Source organism: Parafrankia discariae (genome assembly GCF_000373365.1).
Classification (GTDB): Bacteria; Actinomycetota; Actinomycetes; order Frankiales; family Frankiaceae; genus Parafrankia; species Parafrankia discariae.
In genome coordinates, this window is record NZ_KB891232.1 from 15,120 (window position 1) to 29,455 (window position 14,336).

The 14,336-nt window shown below is 72.4% G+C and carries 14 protein-coding genes; 3 read left to right on the plus strand and 11 right to left on the minus strand.

Annotated elements, in window-relative coordinates; all coding sequences use genetic code 11:
* Window positions 1–61: 61 nt before the first annotated feature.
* Window positions 62–529 (plus strand): SRPBCC family protein, encoded by a 468-nt coding sequence (locus tag B056_RS0122875; protein ID WP_018504185.1) that lies wholly within the window; start codon window positions 62–64, stop codon window positions 527–529.
* A 96-nt stretch (window positions 530–625) separates the two neighbouring features.
* Here B056_RS0122875 and B056_RS0122880 read toward each other — a convergent pair whose 3' ends face one another.
* From B056_RS0122880 to B056_RS0122930, 11 genes are all read right to left on the minus strand, one after another.
* Entirely contained in the window at window positions 626–1,195 is a 570-nt protein-coding gene (locus tag B056_RS0122880; RefSeq protein WP_018504186.1) for a P-loop NTPase family protein, read from the minus strand.
* 116 nt (window positions 1,196–1,311) lie between these two features.
* A complete protein-coding gene (locus B056_RS0122885) occupies window positions 1,312–2,280 on the minus strand; it encodes a tyrosinase family protein (protein ID WP_018504187.1) in 969 nt (322 codons plus the stop codon).
* Entirely contained in the window at window positions 2,277–2,735 is a 459-nt protein-coding gene (locus B056_RS0122890) for a hypothetical protein (RefSeq protein ID WP_018504188.1), read from the minus strand. Before B056_RS0122890 ends, B056_RS0122885 begins: the two co-directional genes overlap by 4 nt.
* Before the next feature lie 170 nt (window positions 2,736–2,905).
* Entirely contained in the window at window positions 2,906–3,586 is a 681-nt protein-coding gene (locus B056_RS0122895; RefSeq protein ID WP_018504189.1) for a class I SAM-dependent methyltransferase, read from the minus strand.
* A 115-nt stretch (window positions 3,587–3,701) separates the two neighbouring features.
* Complete coding sequence (locus B056_RS0122900) at window positions 3,702–4,586, minus strand: GNAT family N-acetyltransferase (protein ID WP_018504190.1); 885 nt, start codon at window positions 4,584–4,586, stop codon at window positions 3,702–3,704.
* Window positions 4,583–5,974, minus strand: a complete 1,392-nt coding sequence (locus tag B056_RS0122905; RefSeq protein WP_018504191.1) for an MFS transporter — start codon at window positions 5,972–5,974, stop codon at window positions 4,583–4,585. The genes B056_RS0122900 and B056_RS0122905 overlap by 4 nt, the downstream gene beginning before the upstream one ends.
* A 10-nt stretch (window positions 5,975–5,984) precedes the next feature.
* On the minus strand, window positions 5,985–7,409 hold the full coding sequence (locus tag B056_RS37665) for an ATP-grasp domain-containing protein (protein ID WP_018504192.1): 1,425 nt from the start codon (window positions 7,407–7,409) through the stop codon (window positions 5,985–5,987).
* A 58-nt stretch (window positions 7,410–7,467) separates the two neighbouring features.
* Window positions 7,468–8,796: an ATP-grasp domain-containing protein gene (locus B056_RS39645; RefSeq protein WP_018504193.1), complete on the minus strand. Its 1,329-nt coding sequence runs from the start codon at window positions 8,794–8,796 to the stop codon at window positions 7,468–7,470.
* 1 nt (window position 8,797) lies between these two features.
* Window positions 8,798–9,532, minus strand: coding sequence for a hypothetical protein (locus tag B056_RS0122920; RefSeq protein ID WP_035752493.1), 735 nt, complete (start codon window positions 9,530–9,532; stop codon window positions 8,798–8,800).
* 793 nt (window positions 9,533–10,325) lie between these two features.
* Window positions 10,326–11,036, minus strand: coding sequence for a hypothetical protein (locus B056_RS43010; RefSeq protein ID WP_154677190.1), 711 nt, complete (start codon window positions 11,034–11,036; stop codon window positions 10,326–10,328).
* Window positions 11,037–11,241: 205 nt separating this feature from the next.
* Window positions 11,242–11,658 (minus strand): hypothetical protein, encoded by a 417-nt coding sequence (locus B056_RS0122930; RefSeq protein ID WP_018504196.1) that lies wholly within the window; start codon window positions 11,656–11,658, stop codon window positions 11,242–11,244.
* A gap of 525 nt (window positions 11,659–12,183) precedes the next feature.
* On the opposite strand from B056_RS0122930, the gene B056_RS0122935 reads away from it, so the two are divergent.
* Both B056_RS0122935 and B056_RS0122940 read left to right on the plus strand, forming a co-directional pair.
* A complete protein-coding gene (locus B056_RS0122935; protein ID WP_018504197.1) occupies window positions 12,184–13,440 on the plus strand; it encodes a sensor histidine kinase in 1,257 nt (418 codons plus the stop codon).
* 53 nt (window positions 13,441–13,493) lie between these two features.
* A complete protein-coding gene (locus B056_RS0122940) occupies window positions 13,494–14,138 on the plus strand; it encodes a response regulator (RefSeq protein WP_026240035.1) in 645 nt (214 codons plus the stop codon).
* The last annotated feature ends 198 nt before the right edge of the window (window positions 14,139–14,336 follow it).

The following is a 14,336-nucleotide window of genomic DNA, read 5'->3' on the forward strand; positions in this document are numbered from 1 at the left end:
GAGCGGGTCCCGTCAAAGCACTCCGCACCCGAACCGCTTGGACCCCTGCGAAACTGGCGTGATGGAGACCGAACGATTCGAGGTACGGCGGCGGATAGCCGCATCGCCGGAGAGAATCTTCGCGGTGCTGTGCGATCCGCACGGGCACGTCACGATCGACAGCTCCGGGATGCTCCAGTCCGCGCAGGGCGATCCGGTCACCGGGATCGACGACGAGTTCGTCGTCCACATGGACCGGGAGTCCCTGAACGACTTCCCGCTGGGGAGGTACGACGTCACCGTCGTGATCACCGGGTTCGTTCCGAACACCGAGATCGAGTGGACGATCACCGTCAAGGACTGGCCGCCTATCGGGCACCGGTACGGCTACCGCCTCGAAGCGAGCGAGGGTGGCACGCTGGTGACGTCGTACTACGACTGGAGCGCGATCGGTGACGAGTACCGGGAAGGTGTCTTCCCGGTCATCCCGGAGGCCGGCCTGCGGGCCACCCTGGGGATCCTCGCCCGCACCGTCGAACGGCAGCGGTAGCCCGAGTCGTCGACGACGTCGCGGAACAGGGGTCGGGGCAGCCTGTTCCTGTTCGGTGGAGCTCCGCGGGCGGCGCCCGACACGACGCCGGTCGGCCTACCGCCGGCCGGCGGCTCTCAGCGGGCCCGCGCACCAGCGTTCGACGGCGGCGCGGTCGTCCAGACGGACGATCGGGAGTTCGGGCCGCCGCTCCTGCAGGGCTGCCACCTGCAGGGTGCTCTTGTGGTGGGTTGACCAGGCCCAACGTACGACGTGCTCGCGGTCGGTGAGGATCGTGCGCAGGGGCGGCTCGACGTTGCCGTTCCACAGCACCTCTTTGCGCAGCCGCCGGAGCAGTGTCCGACGCACCACCTGCCGCATGACCGTCCGGCGCGGCAGGGCCAGCCAGACCAGCAGCTCGGCGCGCTGCGCGAGCAGATCTCGCACGAGGCCGTACTGCCACTCGGTCACCCACCGGGGTCCGGCGCTGAACGTGTGGACGTCCGCGAGGAAGGTCTCCCGCGGCGTCCAGGCCGGGCCGTGGCGCAGCGCGTCGAGCTCGACGTGCGGGATGTCGAGGACCGTTGCCATCCGACGGGCCAGCGTCGTCTTGCCGGAGCCCGACGTCCCGGCGACGAGCACCCGTCGAGGACGGCCGGGCAGCGGGTCGTCGGCGGACAGCATCATCACCGACCCACGGTAACGATCTACCTCCGGCCGTCCCGCCGCAGGTCGATGCCGATGGCGGCTCTGACCAGCCCGGTCCCATGCAGTGGACGTGGACGTGACCGGTGTGGCCGGCGTCAGGGCAGGACGTCGTAGGAGTACCAGGTGCCCGGATCGAGCACCTGTCGCGGGGTGAGCGACGTGTCGAGCAGGGCGATCATGGCGTCGTCGATCCGGTGCCCGGCCGGGGCTGCCGGCTCGTCGTTCCCGGGCTCGTAGATCCGCCCGTGGCTGGTCATCCAGGACTCCCAGATGCGGTCCACGTTGCAGTGGTTGAGGAAGAAGACCGGGTCGTTCGGGGAGGTGCCGGGCAGCATGTCGCCGCCGACCCAGACGTGCACCCGGTTGTGCAGCTGCGGCCCGTTCACCCAGCCCTCGACGAGGTTGCGGTGGCTGACGAGGGAGGGGGAGGCGTCCCACGGGGCGCTGTCGTAGTCGTCGTTGTCCAGCGCGGCCCGCACGTCGGCCGACCGGGGAAGGGTGGGGGTCTGGGTGCCGGCGGCGCGCTCGACCGGGCGGGGCGGGATGGACCAGATGCCGTCGTCGCGTTCCTCGATGCGCACGAGGTGCGCGGCGAGCGGGCCGGTCGTGACGGTGCCGCGTGACCTGCCCAGGAGCGTGTCGCTCCACAGGCGCTGGGTGCGCTGCGCGGTGGTCGGGAGATCACCGCCGTCTCTCGCCCAGTCCCAGTAGGGCAGGCCGGCGTCGGGGTCGCCGCTGTGGCGCTGGAGCTGCTGTTCCAGCCGGAGCAGGTACATCCGGTGCCAGGGCAGGAACACCGGGCCGCCGTGGGCCCGGTTGCGCATCGTCGCGTCGGGGGAGGTGCCCAGCTGCATCGCGGCCCAGTGCCAGATGACGAACAGGTCCCACACCGACAGGGGCTGCTCGATGCCGCGCATCCGGAACCCCGGGATCACCCGGGCGAGGACCTGGCCCGCCGAGCGCGCGGTGACCGACGTGAGCTCACTGCTCAGGTCGGCGGCCGCGGCGAGGTAGCGCCGCGCCGCGTTGGGGTCCTGAAGGATGTTCGTCCGGACGGCCGTCACCGGTGATCTCCGTGATCGCTTCCGGCGTGCCCCGTGTGCCCCGTGTGGTCCTGGTGCCCGGTGTGGTCGGGGTGCTCGTGGTTCGGCTGGCCGGGTCCGTCGGTGTCCGCGAGCTCGTCGCGGACGGGTGGTTTCTCCCAGAGGGTGTCGATGACGGTCTTCACCACGTCGACGGCGGAGCTGGGCGCGTACTGCGGGAAGCGGTGGTAGTGGACCGCTCCGGAGGGCAGCACCTCGACGTGGCCGGCGAGCGGCCGGCCGTCGATCGTGATCCGGTAGGTGGTCTCGATCCTCACCTGATGGCCCTGGTAGTCGAACTCCCGCGTGCTCGTCGACGTGCCGTCCCCGGGCCCGGACCCGTGGTCGTGCGGGGGCTCCCCCACATCGCGCAGGCCCTCCCCGGAGAGGAAGTACGCCGCGAGATCCTCCGCCGAACCGGCACCCTGCTCGTCCACGGCACCCTCCTGCCTGTCGTCGTCCGCATCTCATCAGAGGCGCGGAGGGTGACACAACGCTCACGACCCGTCGGGCTGGCGACAGTGAGGGCGGCCAGCCGGCGACCCGGCGGCGGCGCGACAGCCGGGTGCCGAGGACGGCGGGGCACGCGGTCGGGTGGTCGGGGTGGTCAGTGGCCTGGCCGGGTGGCTGTGAGTCCGAGCAGTTCCGGGACCGGCTGGTCGCCGTCGTCCTCCGCGGTCTGTCCGAGGACGAGCCCCGCGCCCGTCAACGCGTTCAGCAGCACGGGTAGCGGGACGTTGACGACCCCGACCCGGGAGCGGATCCCGTCACCGAGCAGCGGATGCCGCTCGACGCGCCGGTGGCGGCGATAGCCGGGGTGGACGGTGCAGGCGCCCCGGCTGTCGCGTTCGACGAAGACGCCGCCGAAGCAGGGATGCGCGCCGACGACCACCAGGCGTCCGCCGGGCCGCAGCACGCGGTGGGCCTCGGCGAACACCGGGGGCAGGTCGTCGAAGTCGGTGCTCGTCATGATCATGGTGGCGGCGTCGACGGACCGGGCACCGAGCGGGAGCCGCTCGGCGCTGGCGACCACCGCGGTGAGGCCCTTGCGGCGGGCGAGGCCGATCTGGGGCGCGGAGACGTCGACGCCGACCGGCTGCCAGTCCAGGCCGGTCAACGCGGGGGCGTGCGCACCGCCGCCGCAGCCCAGGTCGAGGCACAGCCGGCCGTGGCCGGCGCCGAGAAGCCTCGCCAGGAGGCGGTCCGCGGCGCGGGCGAACGGCAGTCCCACACCCCGGGTCGCATAGGCGTCGTACCAGTCAGCGAAATCGTCGTAGCGCTGTCGCATCGGACAACCCGAGCAGAGAACCGCCACACCCCGCCACCCAATTGACGGGCGACCAGGTCGGATCCGATGACGCGGGACCAGCGACCGGCCACCATCACCGACCCGGTGGCTCCCGTCAGGCGTCGAGGACGATGTCGGTGACCGGGGCCGTGACGCAGGGGAGGATCTCCCCCTCGGCCAGGTCGCACGTGGGTTCCGTGAGGTAGTGGACCGTCCCGGACACCAGCGTGGACCGGCAGGTGCCGCACACCCCGCTCCAGCACATCGAGTCGAGCTGGACACCGGCCGAGTCGGCGAGCAGGAGAATCGTGTCCTCCGCCGGATCCCAGCGCAGTTCCCGGCCCGAGCGGGTGAACGTCACCCGCGGGTCCGAGAGCCGGGACAGCAGGTCCACGGGATGGCCGGGTTCGCTGCCGCGGCCGAGGAGACCCGGGCCGTGGGACTCGTCGGCGAACGCCCGGCGGTCCGCCGGGCGGGCGTCGAGGCTCACCGGGGTGAAGCCGTGGCGGTGGAACCATCCGGCCGCGGTCCGGGGCAGCAGGACGACCTGGTCGCACCCGGCCGCCGCGGCCCGGGTGAGGGCGCAGGCCAGCAGCAGCCGGCCGAATCCGCGCCGCCGCCAGTCCCGTGCCACCCAGAGGTCGTGCAGCTCCGCCGTCCCTGTTGTCCCCGCCGTTCCTGTCGTTCCCGGGGCCAGTGGTCGCAGGCCCACGGTCGCCATCACCGCGTCGTCCACCGTCAGGACGTGGAACTCCGCCGCGTCGGCGGCGTCACCAGGGCCGCGCCGGACGGGAATCCGTCCGACGGCGGAAGGCACGACAGCGGACGGTTCGACGGCCTGGGGGTCGGAGATCGGGTGGACGTCCACCAGGTCCTCCGGGCGGGCCGGGCGGAAAACCACGCGCAGCGGGGTGCCCCGGGCCGAGCCGATCACGAACTGGACGGGGACGGCGACATCCGCCCGGGGTCGGAAACCGGCGTGGGGGTGCGTGATACTCACGTGGTCTCCTGCTGGGGTGCAAGGGCGGCCTTGTCGAGGACGATCCCGTCGACGACGGCCGTTTCAAGGGCGACGGTTTCGAGGGCGTGAATCACCCAGCGACGGTCCGTGTCCGCGTCCGGGGTCCGGGTCTGCGGCATGAGCCGCCACAGCCGCCACAGCAGGCCCGCGCCGACGACCAGGGCGACGCCCCCGATGACCGTGACGAGCCATGGAAGCGGCAGGAATCCCGCGCCGGCGGCTACGAGCAGGCCGGCCAGGGGCATCGAGGCCAGGTTCAACAGCACGATCACGCCGACGACCCGGCCGAACTCCGCCTCCGGGACCAGGCGGGCCCGCACCACGCGGATGAACACCGTGAAGACGCTTTCGGCCGTCAGGAAGAGGACGGCCAGCACCACGAACCAGCCGAACCCGGGTGCCACGCCCAGCGCCGTGCACGCGGCGAGGGAGAGCAGGGCCGAGGCCACGCCGACCGCGACCAGCCCCATCCGGTCGATCACCCGGCTGGTCACCGCGAGGACGGCCATCGAGCTGAGGCCGCCGAGCAGGTAGACGACTCCCAGGGCGCTGCCGCTGCGCCCGTGGGAGGTCTGGACGAGCGCGGGGCCGCTGGCCAGCAGCAGGCCGAGGGCCAGGTTCACCGTGAAGGCGACGGCCACGACGAGCCGCAGCACCGGCGAGCCGAAGACCCGCCGGACGCCGGCGGCGAGATCGGACCGCAGGTCGGCGAGGCGCGGCGTCGCCGTGGGGGCGGCCGCGGCGCCGACGGCACCCGGGGCTGCACCCGCCGGGGGGTGGTCGGTGCGTGGGAGGGTGCGGGCCAGCAGCAGGCTGACGGTGAACAGTGCGGCGATCACCGTGACGGTCGCGGCCGGGCCGGCCGGTAGGAGCGCCGCGCCCACCGCCGGCCCGGCCAGCAGCATGGCCTGGTCGATCCCGCCGAGCAGCGACTGCGCCCGCTGCATCCGCGCCGGGACGACCAGCACCAGCATCGCTTTCTCGCCGGCGACGAACGACTGCTCGAACGACGCCCCGGCGATCAGGGCCAGCGCGATCAGACCGGTCCGTGCCGCCGACGGGTCGACCGTGACGAGCAGCGCGACGAGCCAGGCCGCCGCGCACCGCACCCCGTCGCTGACGACGTAGACCCGCCGCAGCGAGAAACGGTCCACCAGCGGGCCGGCCAGGGGCAGGGAGGTCAGCCGGGGCAGCCATTCCACGAACAGGGCCACCCCGGACCAGGCCGCGCTTCCCGTCGCCTCGTAGACCAGCACGGGGACGGCGAACTGCAGCAGCTGGTTCGCCAGCGCCCCCACCGCGCGCAGCACGAAGTAGGTCCGCAGCGGCCCCCCGCGCCCCCCGTCGTCGGGGTCGTCCGGTGTCATGGCGCGCACATCATCCGGCGGTGGCGGTGGCGGCGACGGGCCGGGACGGCGACGACCCCGGCGCCGCCGCCAGCGCAGTCGCCGCCGCCGTCGCCACTGGTTCGGCGGTGGCCGTCGGCGCTGGCCGTCCCGCCGGTACCAGGGGTTCCGTGACGATCCGGAAGCCGTCGATGATCCCGCGGATCGCGGCGCGGACGGTCGCCTCGTCCGGTCCCAGCAGCCGGAAGCTGCCGCCGACGTCCTCGTAGCCGCCCGTGCCGTCGAAGACCCGGCCCGGCACCGGGATCCGCTCCGCGACGATCTCGGGAACCCGGTGCCGCATCGAGGTGACGCTGACCAGGCGGCACGGCCAGGGCCGCGGCTCCGGGAAGATCAGCCACCCGCCGGACGGCCCTCCGCCCAACGGGCCGCCGGCTGGCAGACGTCCGAGGGCCGGTAGACGTCCGAGGGGTGGCAGGGCCAGCGCGGCGCGGAACGCCTCACCGACGAGATCGACGCCGAACAGGTCACGGTGCAGGAACGGAACCTCGGCGCCACCGGAGCGCATACCGACCTCGAGGAAGACGAGTCCGCCCGCGGCCGGTTCGATCAGTTCGAGGTGGAACGCGCCGTCGGCCAGCTCCAGCGCGTCCAGGCAGCGGGCGGCGAAGGCGACCGCACGGTCACGGCGCCGTCCCGGGTCGAGCAGGACCGAGCCCAGCGGCGCGCCCGCGGCGAAGTCCAGGCAGGTGTGCACGTACTCGGACACGCTCACGAAACGGAGCCGTCCGCCGCGGCGGACCCCGTCGACGTGCAGGATCGGCCCGTCGACGTACTCCTCAGCCTCGAACCCGGTCGCCTCGACGGTTGGCAGGGCGGCGTGCAGTTCGGGCCGGGAACGCACCTTCACCACGCCCACCGACGCCGCCCCCGAACGTGGTTTGAGGATCAGCGGCAGGCCGAGCCGTTCCACGACGCCGTCGACGTCCGTCGCCGCGGTGAGTTCGACGAACCGGGGGACGGCGAGGCCGGCGGCGGCGACCATCGCCTTCATCGTCGGCTTGTCCCGGAACCGGTGGACGAAGGCGGGCCGGGCGCCGGGGACGTCCAGGTGTTCGCGCAGCCGGGCGGCGGTGGTCAGGTCGTACTCCGACAGGCCGGCGACACCGGCGAACGGGCCCCACCGGGCCGCCAGCTCCTCCGCCACCGGCAGGACGGTCTCGAACCGGGTGTCGGGCACGACGGCGATCTCCAGCGGCTCGTCGGCGTCCACCGGACGTCCGAACCGGCTGCCGTCGACGGCAGCCAGACCGCCGGGGGTCGTGATGTGCACCAGCCGGCAGCCCGGCGGGGTGTAGCGCGCGTAGTCGCCGAACTCGTCGTCGAACCGGTTGAGGACCAGATGAACCGGGGTGCCCGGGTGAACCGGGGTACCCGGAGGGGTCCGCCCGGGCACCGGCCGCGGTCCGGATCCGGATCCGGGCCTGAAGCCGGACCCGGCCCCGGGGCTGGGCCTAGTCAAAGCGCACCTGCTCGCCGAGGTGGTGCCAGCGCCGCTCCGCCTCGGCGGCGGAGTCCGCGGCGAAGAGCACGTGGCCGAGCCGGCACCGGAAGTCCTCCGCGGGTGCGATCGACTCACCCGGCGCGACCGCGACCGCGACGTCCCACACGCCGGGCTCGCGCCCCACCGCGTCCAGGCCCCGGACCGACGAGTAGCTGACCAGCCCGGGGGCGGTGAAGAACCGGATGCCCGCGTGCTTGGCCTGCGGGGCGCGCACGGCCACGTCGGCGTCGAGGCCGGCGGCGAGGGCGACGGCGGCCCGCGGCAGCGAGACCCCCGTCACCGCCTCGACCAGGTCGACGATGTGGTCGCCGGGCAGCCGCGCGCCGAGCTCGATCAGGACCGGGTCCCGGCCGCCGGCGAGGCGCAGCTCGCAGTGGAACGGCCCGGTGGTCACGCCGAGCGCGGCGGTGACGGCGGCGACGTACCGGTCGATCTCCGCGCGGGCCGGGGCGGGGAGGTCGGCGGGCACGAGATGCCCGGTCTCGACGAAGAACGGCTCCGGCCCGAGCATCTTGCGGGTCACCGCCACGACGGTGCTCCGCCCGCCGGCGACGTAGCCCTCGGCGCTGACCTCCGGCCCGGCGATGTACTCCTCGACGAGGACCCTGCCGTCGAGTGCCCGCCCCAGGTCACGGCGCGGGTCGTCGAGCATCCGGCGGTGGGCGGCGCGCAGGCCGGCCAGGGTGTCCGCCCGGGTGACGTGCACGCTGCCCGCGGAACGGGTCGGTTTGACCACGCACGGGAAGCCGACGTGCTCGGCGGCGGCGGCGAGGTCCGCCGCGGTCGCGGCCACCGCGTGGCGGGGCACGCGCAGACCCGCGGCGGCGACGGCGGCGCGCATGAGTTCCTTGTCGCGGCAGGCCTCGGCGGCCCGGACGGGCAGCGCCGGGCGGCCCAGGCGGGCGGCGAGCCGGGCGGCGGCGGGGACGTAGAACTCGAACCCGGGCAGCACCGCCGCCACCCGCCGGCCGGTGAGGGCGGTGAGGACGGCGTCGTCGAGCGCGCGGTCGTCGTTGGTGTCGACCCGCACGACGGTGCCGGCACGCCGGACCGACGGCGACAGGGTCCGGTCCTCGGCGTCGAACGACGCGACCACGACCTCGAACCCCAGGTCGGTGGCCGCCGTCACCAGTGCCTCCCCCGCCGACATCGGCTCCACGACGACGACGGTCCCGGGGCCGTCCTGGCTCTGGCCCCCTTCCTGGCCCTGGCCCCGGGCCGCCGTCGCCGCGGGGGTGGCTGTCACCGGCGGCCGGTCGGTGAACGGTGCGCCGGACATCTCAGGAGCTCACGAGCTGGGCGGACGAGCGGCCCCGGCCCTGGTTCTGGCCCTGGTCCCGGTCTCGTGCCGTCGCGGCGTGGAGCTCACCGAAGTAGTCGCCGATGAGGGAGACGAAGGTGTCGAGATAGCTCTCGGCGGTGGCCGCGGTGCTCCAGGTCTCCACCGCCCGGCTGACCACCCGGAACATCAGGTCGTCGTGGTCGTGGGCCGTGTCGAACTCGATGTGGGTCTGCGACCCGCGGACGAGGTCCGCGCCGAACTCCTCGGCCGCCCGGGTGGTGATGGTCTGGTTGTAGCGGTCGGAGTACCACTCGACGAACCAGTCCCACACCGTCGTCGGCGCCGGGCCCTCCTTGTCCGCCGCCAGCCGAAGGAAACCCATCAGCTTGTTCGTCGACGGGAAGACCGGTGTCCGGTCGAGCTCCTCGGCGGGGAACCCGAACCGGACGAGGTCGCGGGTGAACATGTGTTCGTGACCGAACTCCTCGGCGAGGTACTTCGCGAGGTTCGCGGCGAGCGCGTCGTCCTTCGAGCCGACCCGGAACAGCGCGTAGGTGTCGACCTCGTTGTTGAGGCGGATGCGCAGCACCGTCTCCACGAGGTGACGGACGTAGTAGTCACGTTCGATCCAGGTGCCTTCGTGTAGTTCACGCATCCGGGGAACCCGGTCGAACTCCCGCTCCATGTACTCGGCGGCGAGGTTCTCCAGACGCGCGCGACTCAACGTTGACATGAGTTCTCCCAAGCATCGACAGACCGTGGTCTCCGACATACCCGAGACGGCGGCCGGTGGCGGCCGTCCGTCTCCGTTGCCTCCCGCGTTCCGGAGAACGGCGGGAGCGGTTCACTCGCACCGGAGCAGGTGGCGCCTTCCGAGACCTGACGACCGTGCGGTGCGGCCGAACATAACCAGGAGATCCATTCAATTCAAGATCGAGTTCTGTCGAAAACCGGTGGGCGTGTCGCGGCGGCGTCCTTTTCGGCCGGCAATACACCGGGATCCGGTGCCGCCGGCCCACAACAGACGGACCGGTTTTCCTGTCGTGCCAGCGGGTGGGTGCGGGAGCTGTCTTCAGCGCGACGCCGCACGTGCTTGCCGACCGCGCGCCGCGCGTCAACCGGGCCGGCGCGCGGACACCGGCCTCGCTCCGTCGGCCGGTCGGCGCGATCCCTGCGGCCCCCACTGCCCGGCCCTCACCCGGTCGTTTCTGACACGGCAAGGACCCGGGCGGCGTGGCGGCCGGTCGGTCTTCTCGGGGCGGACGCTCCCGACTTCGTCCGGTGACGGCCGCGGCGGTCCGGCCTTCGTACCGGACCGCCGCCCGGACCGCCGCGGCCAGAGCCCGGCCGCGGCGCGCCCGCGACCCGCCGGACGGGAAGATCCGCCGCGGGCCGACGACGCGGCGCACGGGAATGGCGGGCTGGGCCCGTGCGCCGCCGTGGTTATCGCCGGTGTGGTGTGAACGTGCGGCAGACGATCCCGGTCGAGGGCTTCCCGGACGAAGGGGGTGCGCTGGCGAGGAGGTTCAGGCTCGAACCTTCCTGACCTCGCGCTGGTCAATTTGCTGGCAGCCCGCGGGAAGTGAGGAAAACACCACATCCCCGTCCGGGTTCGGCTTGGCGTTCCGCAGAATCTCGGTGCATTCCTTCGAGGCCTCGACGATGGAGATCTTGAAGTTGTTCCCGATGTCCGATGTCCCGCCCCCGATCGGCCGGTCGATGAAGCTCCACGCCCCCTCGGCGACTTCAAGAGGAATATCGTTGTTGCGGTAGAAAACCCGCTTCCCGTCGGCGTCCAGAGCAAAATCGAAGATCCAGATCGTGCTGTCGCCGAGATTCTGCGCCGTCCCGCTTATTACCACCCCTTCGGCGCCTGAAATCTCAGTTCCGTTCAGTGGCGCGGCAACCGTGATAATCGGCGGCGAGGTGCTGGGGGGAGGCATGGGAGAAGCGGTACCGGTGACCGTCGGAGACGGTGTCGCGGTAGGAGTCCACGTCGGCCCGGTCGTAGGGGGATTTTTTTCGGAGGCAGCCCTGGACGGGCTGTCCGCAAGATATATGTGACCCACGATTGGGCCCACGATGGCGATGGTCAGACCCAGCGCAAGAACTGCCAATCCCGGCGGAAACCTGAATGAAACAGCATTGATTATGGCTTCGGTTTCGGTCGTGTCGCCTTTGGTGAAGTGCTCATACAGGAGATAGGCTCCGAAGCCGGCCGTGGCGAGCCCTACCACGATACATATCGTCAGGAAAAAATAGAACAACACTGCTGCCCGCCCCCCGCGGTTGTGTATCTGTGGATCTGTAGCGACGCGGATCGTAGCAGACCGGACTCGCAGGGTTATGTAGAGGTTGGGGTGGTTCTTCCGGACCCCGCTACGCCGGCCGCGGCGGATCCGGACCAGGCCGAGGGCGAGCCGGATCCCGCCCGCACCCGGGTCAGACAGCGGAGTAGGCGTCCCAGGCGTCGAGGGCGGCCTGGAGGCGTCGGGTGAAGGCCGCGTCGAGGCCCTGTCGGCCGGCCACGCGCCGCAGGTACTCCTCGGCGCCCTGCAGCAGCCCGGACTCGGGATGGGTGAGGATGATGCCGCCCTGGCTGCCGTACTTCTCGATGTGGCTCCACGAGTCGATGTCCGGACCGCCGTCGGCCACGGGGAGGTGGCCCTCGACGAACTGGTCCTCGCGGTTGTGGCACCCCCAGGTGAAATCGTGGAGGGCGCAGGCCGGGCAGGCGATCGTCCCGACCATCAGGGGGAAGCGGCGGACCCACTCCCGGTCGAGGGCGTAGGCGTCCGAGCCCGGGGGGATCGTTCGGCGGCACAGACAGCAGGCGAGGAGGAAGCGGGGGCGCGTCACCTGGCCTCCAGGGATCTCTAGCTACTCGACAGGTCGGTCGTCGGTCACGGCCGTAGTCACGGCCGTCGCTCAGCGCTCCGGCACAACTGATCTCTGCGGCGCAGAGACGAGCATGCCGGTGATGACGGTGGATGCGTCCTGATGTCCCCACACGGACCACAGAGCCGCCACTGTTTCCCGCGTGGCGAAGGAGTTCCTCTCCCGCAGGGGGTGGCATGGGCGTCGCCCGCACTCCGTCAGGCGCCCGGGTCGGGTCATCGTCCACCGGATCGTACGAGTGTTCCGTAGACCTGGCGGTTTCGGACAGGTCGACCCGCCTGGCGGCCGTGCTCGTCGGTGTCGTGGTCGCGTTGTCCTTCTTGGTCGGGCCAGCTGCCGGCGGGGCTGGGCCGGTCGCGGCATCAACGGGGCGTGACGAAAGGTCGACGTTAGGGTGGGGCTATGGCCGGGTCGTTGGTTTCTGCGGTCTGGGGTCGGTCTTCGCCGGGTGTCAGCTTTCTTGCCCGGGTAGGGCGTCGCGCGGTTGTGGAATCGCTGTACCTGCTGACCGCGCCGGTGAGCGCGGCGGCTGGCCTGCTGCTGGTGCTCGGCGGGCTGTGCGTGGGAACGGTGGGTCGGCTGGTCGTGGGCAGGGCGCCGGTTGTGGCCGGTGTCGCGGCGCCGGTGCGGTGGCTTGCCGATGTCGAGTGGTGGCGGGTCGGCATGGTCCGCTCGGCGGCTGCCGGCGCGGAGCGTCCGGGCCGGCGGTTGAGGCCGAGCGGGGCCGCCGCCGCGTCGGATCCGGGGCTGTGGCTCGGCCTGGCCCATGCGGTGGTGGTGCTGCCCGTCGCCCTGGTCACCGCGGTGGTGACGGCGCTGTGGTGGCTCGTCGGGGTCGCTGCCGCGACGACGGCTGTGCGTAACTGGGGTGCCTCCGCCGGGACGATGGCGCCCATGACCTTGAGCGCGGGTGGCGCCCAGTCCCACATCGATGTGAGCCTGGGCCTGACGTCGCCGGCCGAGCGGATGACGTTCGGGACCGTGGTGGGGCTGCTGCTGCTGACGGCGCTGCCACTGGTCACTCGGGTGTGCGTCGCCGTGCAGGCTGGGCTGGGGCGGGCGCTGCTGTCGGATGCGTCCCCGTTGCACCGCCGGATCCGTGGGCTGGAGCAGGAACGCGACACCGCTCGCGCGCAGACCGTCGCCGCTGTGACGGCCGAGGCGGCGGCGCTGCGCCGGCTCGAGCGCGACATCCACGACGGGCCTCAGCAGCGGCTTGTCCGGCTGGCGATGGAGCTGGGTCGCGCGCAGCGCCACTTCGACCGCAGGCCGGAGACCGTCCGGGAGGCGCTCGCCGACGCGATCGTCCAGGCCGAGGAGGCGTTGGAGGAGCTACGGGCCCTGTCGCGTGGCATCGCCCCACCGATTCTGGTCGACCGCGGCCTGCGCGAGGCGCTCGCCGAGCTGGCCGCGCGCTCGACGGTGCCCGCCCAGCTCGAAGCCGGGCTTCTGAGTCACCGGCCGGAGGCCGCCGTCGAGACGGCCGCGTATTTCGTTGTCTCCGAGGCCCTGACGAACGTGGCCAAGCACAGCCACGCCGGCCAGTGCCTGATCGGACTCCGTCACGATGCGGGAGCTCTGCGGGTCTGGGTGGCGGACGACGGGGTGGGCGGCGCGGCCTTCGACAAGGGGCACGGACTGCGAGGGCTGGACGACCGGGTGCACGCGGTCGGCGGCCGGCTGCGGGTCACCAGTCCCCGCGGCGGGCCGACGACGATCACCGCGGAGTTGCCGTGCCGCTGACCGCCGACGACACGACCCCCGAACCATGGTCGGGACCTGCGGCCGGCGGTGGGCTGCGGATTGTCGTGGCCGACGACGCCGTGCTGTTGCGGGAGGGCCTCATCCGCCTGCTCGCCGAGGAGGGGCACCAGGTGGTGGCCGCCGTCGGTGACGCCCCCGCCCTGGTCGAGGCAGTGCTGCGGCACCGCCCGGACGTCTCGATCGTCGACGTCCGGATGCCACCGACGCACACCAACGAGGGCCTACGGGCGGCGATCAGCGTCCGTTCGCGCCTTCCCCGCGCACCCATGCTGGTGCTCAGCCAGTACGTCGAGACGTCCTACGCGGCCGACCTGCTCGCGGACGGCTCCGGCGGGGTCGGCTACCTGTTGAAGGACCGGGTCGCCCGGGTCGAGGAGTTCCTGGACGCCCTGGAGCGAGTCGCCGGCGGCGCGACGGTTCTTGACCCCGGAGTCGTCGCGCAGCTGCTGGCCGGGCAGCGCCGTGGTGACGCGTTGGGGCCGCTGACCCCACGGGAACGACAGCTGCTGGCGCTGATGGCCGAGGGCCATTCGAACACGGCCCTCGCCCGGCGACTGGTCCTGTCCGCCAGCGCGGTCGAAAAGCACATCGGCAACATCTTCGCCAAGCTCGGCCTGCCACCCGACGACGCCCAGCACCGCCGAGTGCTCGCCGTCCTCACCTACCTCCGCGCCTGATGGCGACCGGCGCGCGGCCCGTCACCCATCGCGGCGCGGCCACCGGGGTGGGGCCTGCCACACCCCGGTTTGTCCGGCACACTCCGGTGACCAGGCGACCCTTCCACGAAACCGTGGTGGCCATGGTCACCCTTCCACACCCGACAGGCCCGAACGCGGATCCGGACACGAAACGGGCACTGGTTGCTCGCAACGCCA

Excerpts from the sequence above, each read along its gene's own strand:
- B056_RS0122920 (WP_035752493.1), bottom strand. The coding sequence starts at position 9,532 with ATGTCAACGTTGAGTCGCGCGCGTCTGGAGAACCTCGCCGCCGAGTAC.
- B056_RS0122880 (WP_018504186.1), bottom strand. The coding sequence starts at position 1,195 with ATGATGCTGTCCGCCGACGACCCGCTGCCCGGCCGTCCTCGACGGGTG.
- B056_RS0122905 (WP_018504191.1), bottom strand. The coding sequence starts at position 5,974 with ATGACACCGGACGACCCCGACGACGGGGGGCGCGGGGGGCCGCTGCGG.
- B056_RS39645 (WP_018504193.1), bottom strand. The coding sequence starts at position 8,796 with ATGTCCGGCGCACCGTTCACCGACCGGCCGCCGGTGACAGCCACCCCC.
- B056_RS0122875 (WP_018504185.1), top strand. The coding sequence starts at position 62 with ATGGAGACCGAACGATTCGAGGTACGGCGGCGGATAGCCGCATCGCCG.
- B056_RS0122895 (WP_018504189.1), bottom strand. The coding sequence starts at position 3,586 with ATGCGACAGCGCTACGACGATTTCGCTGACTGGTACGACGCCTATGCG.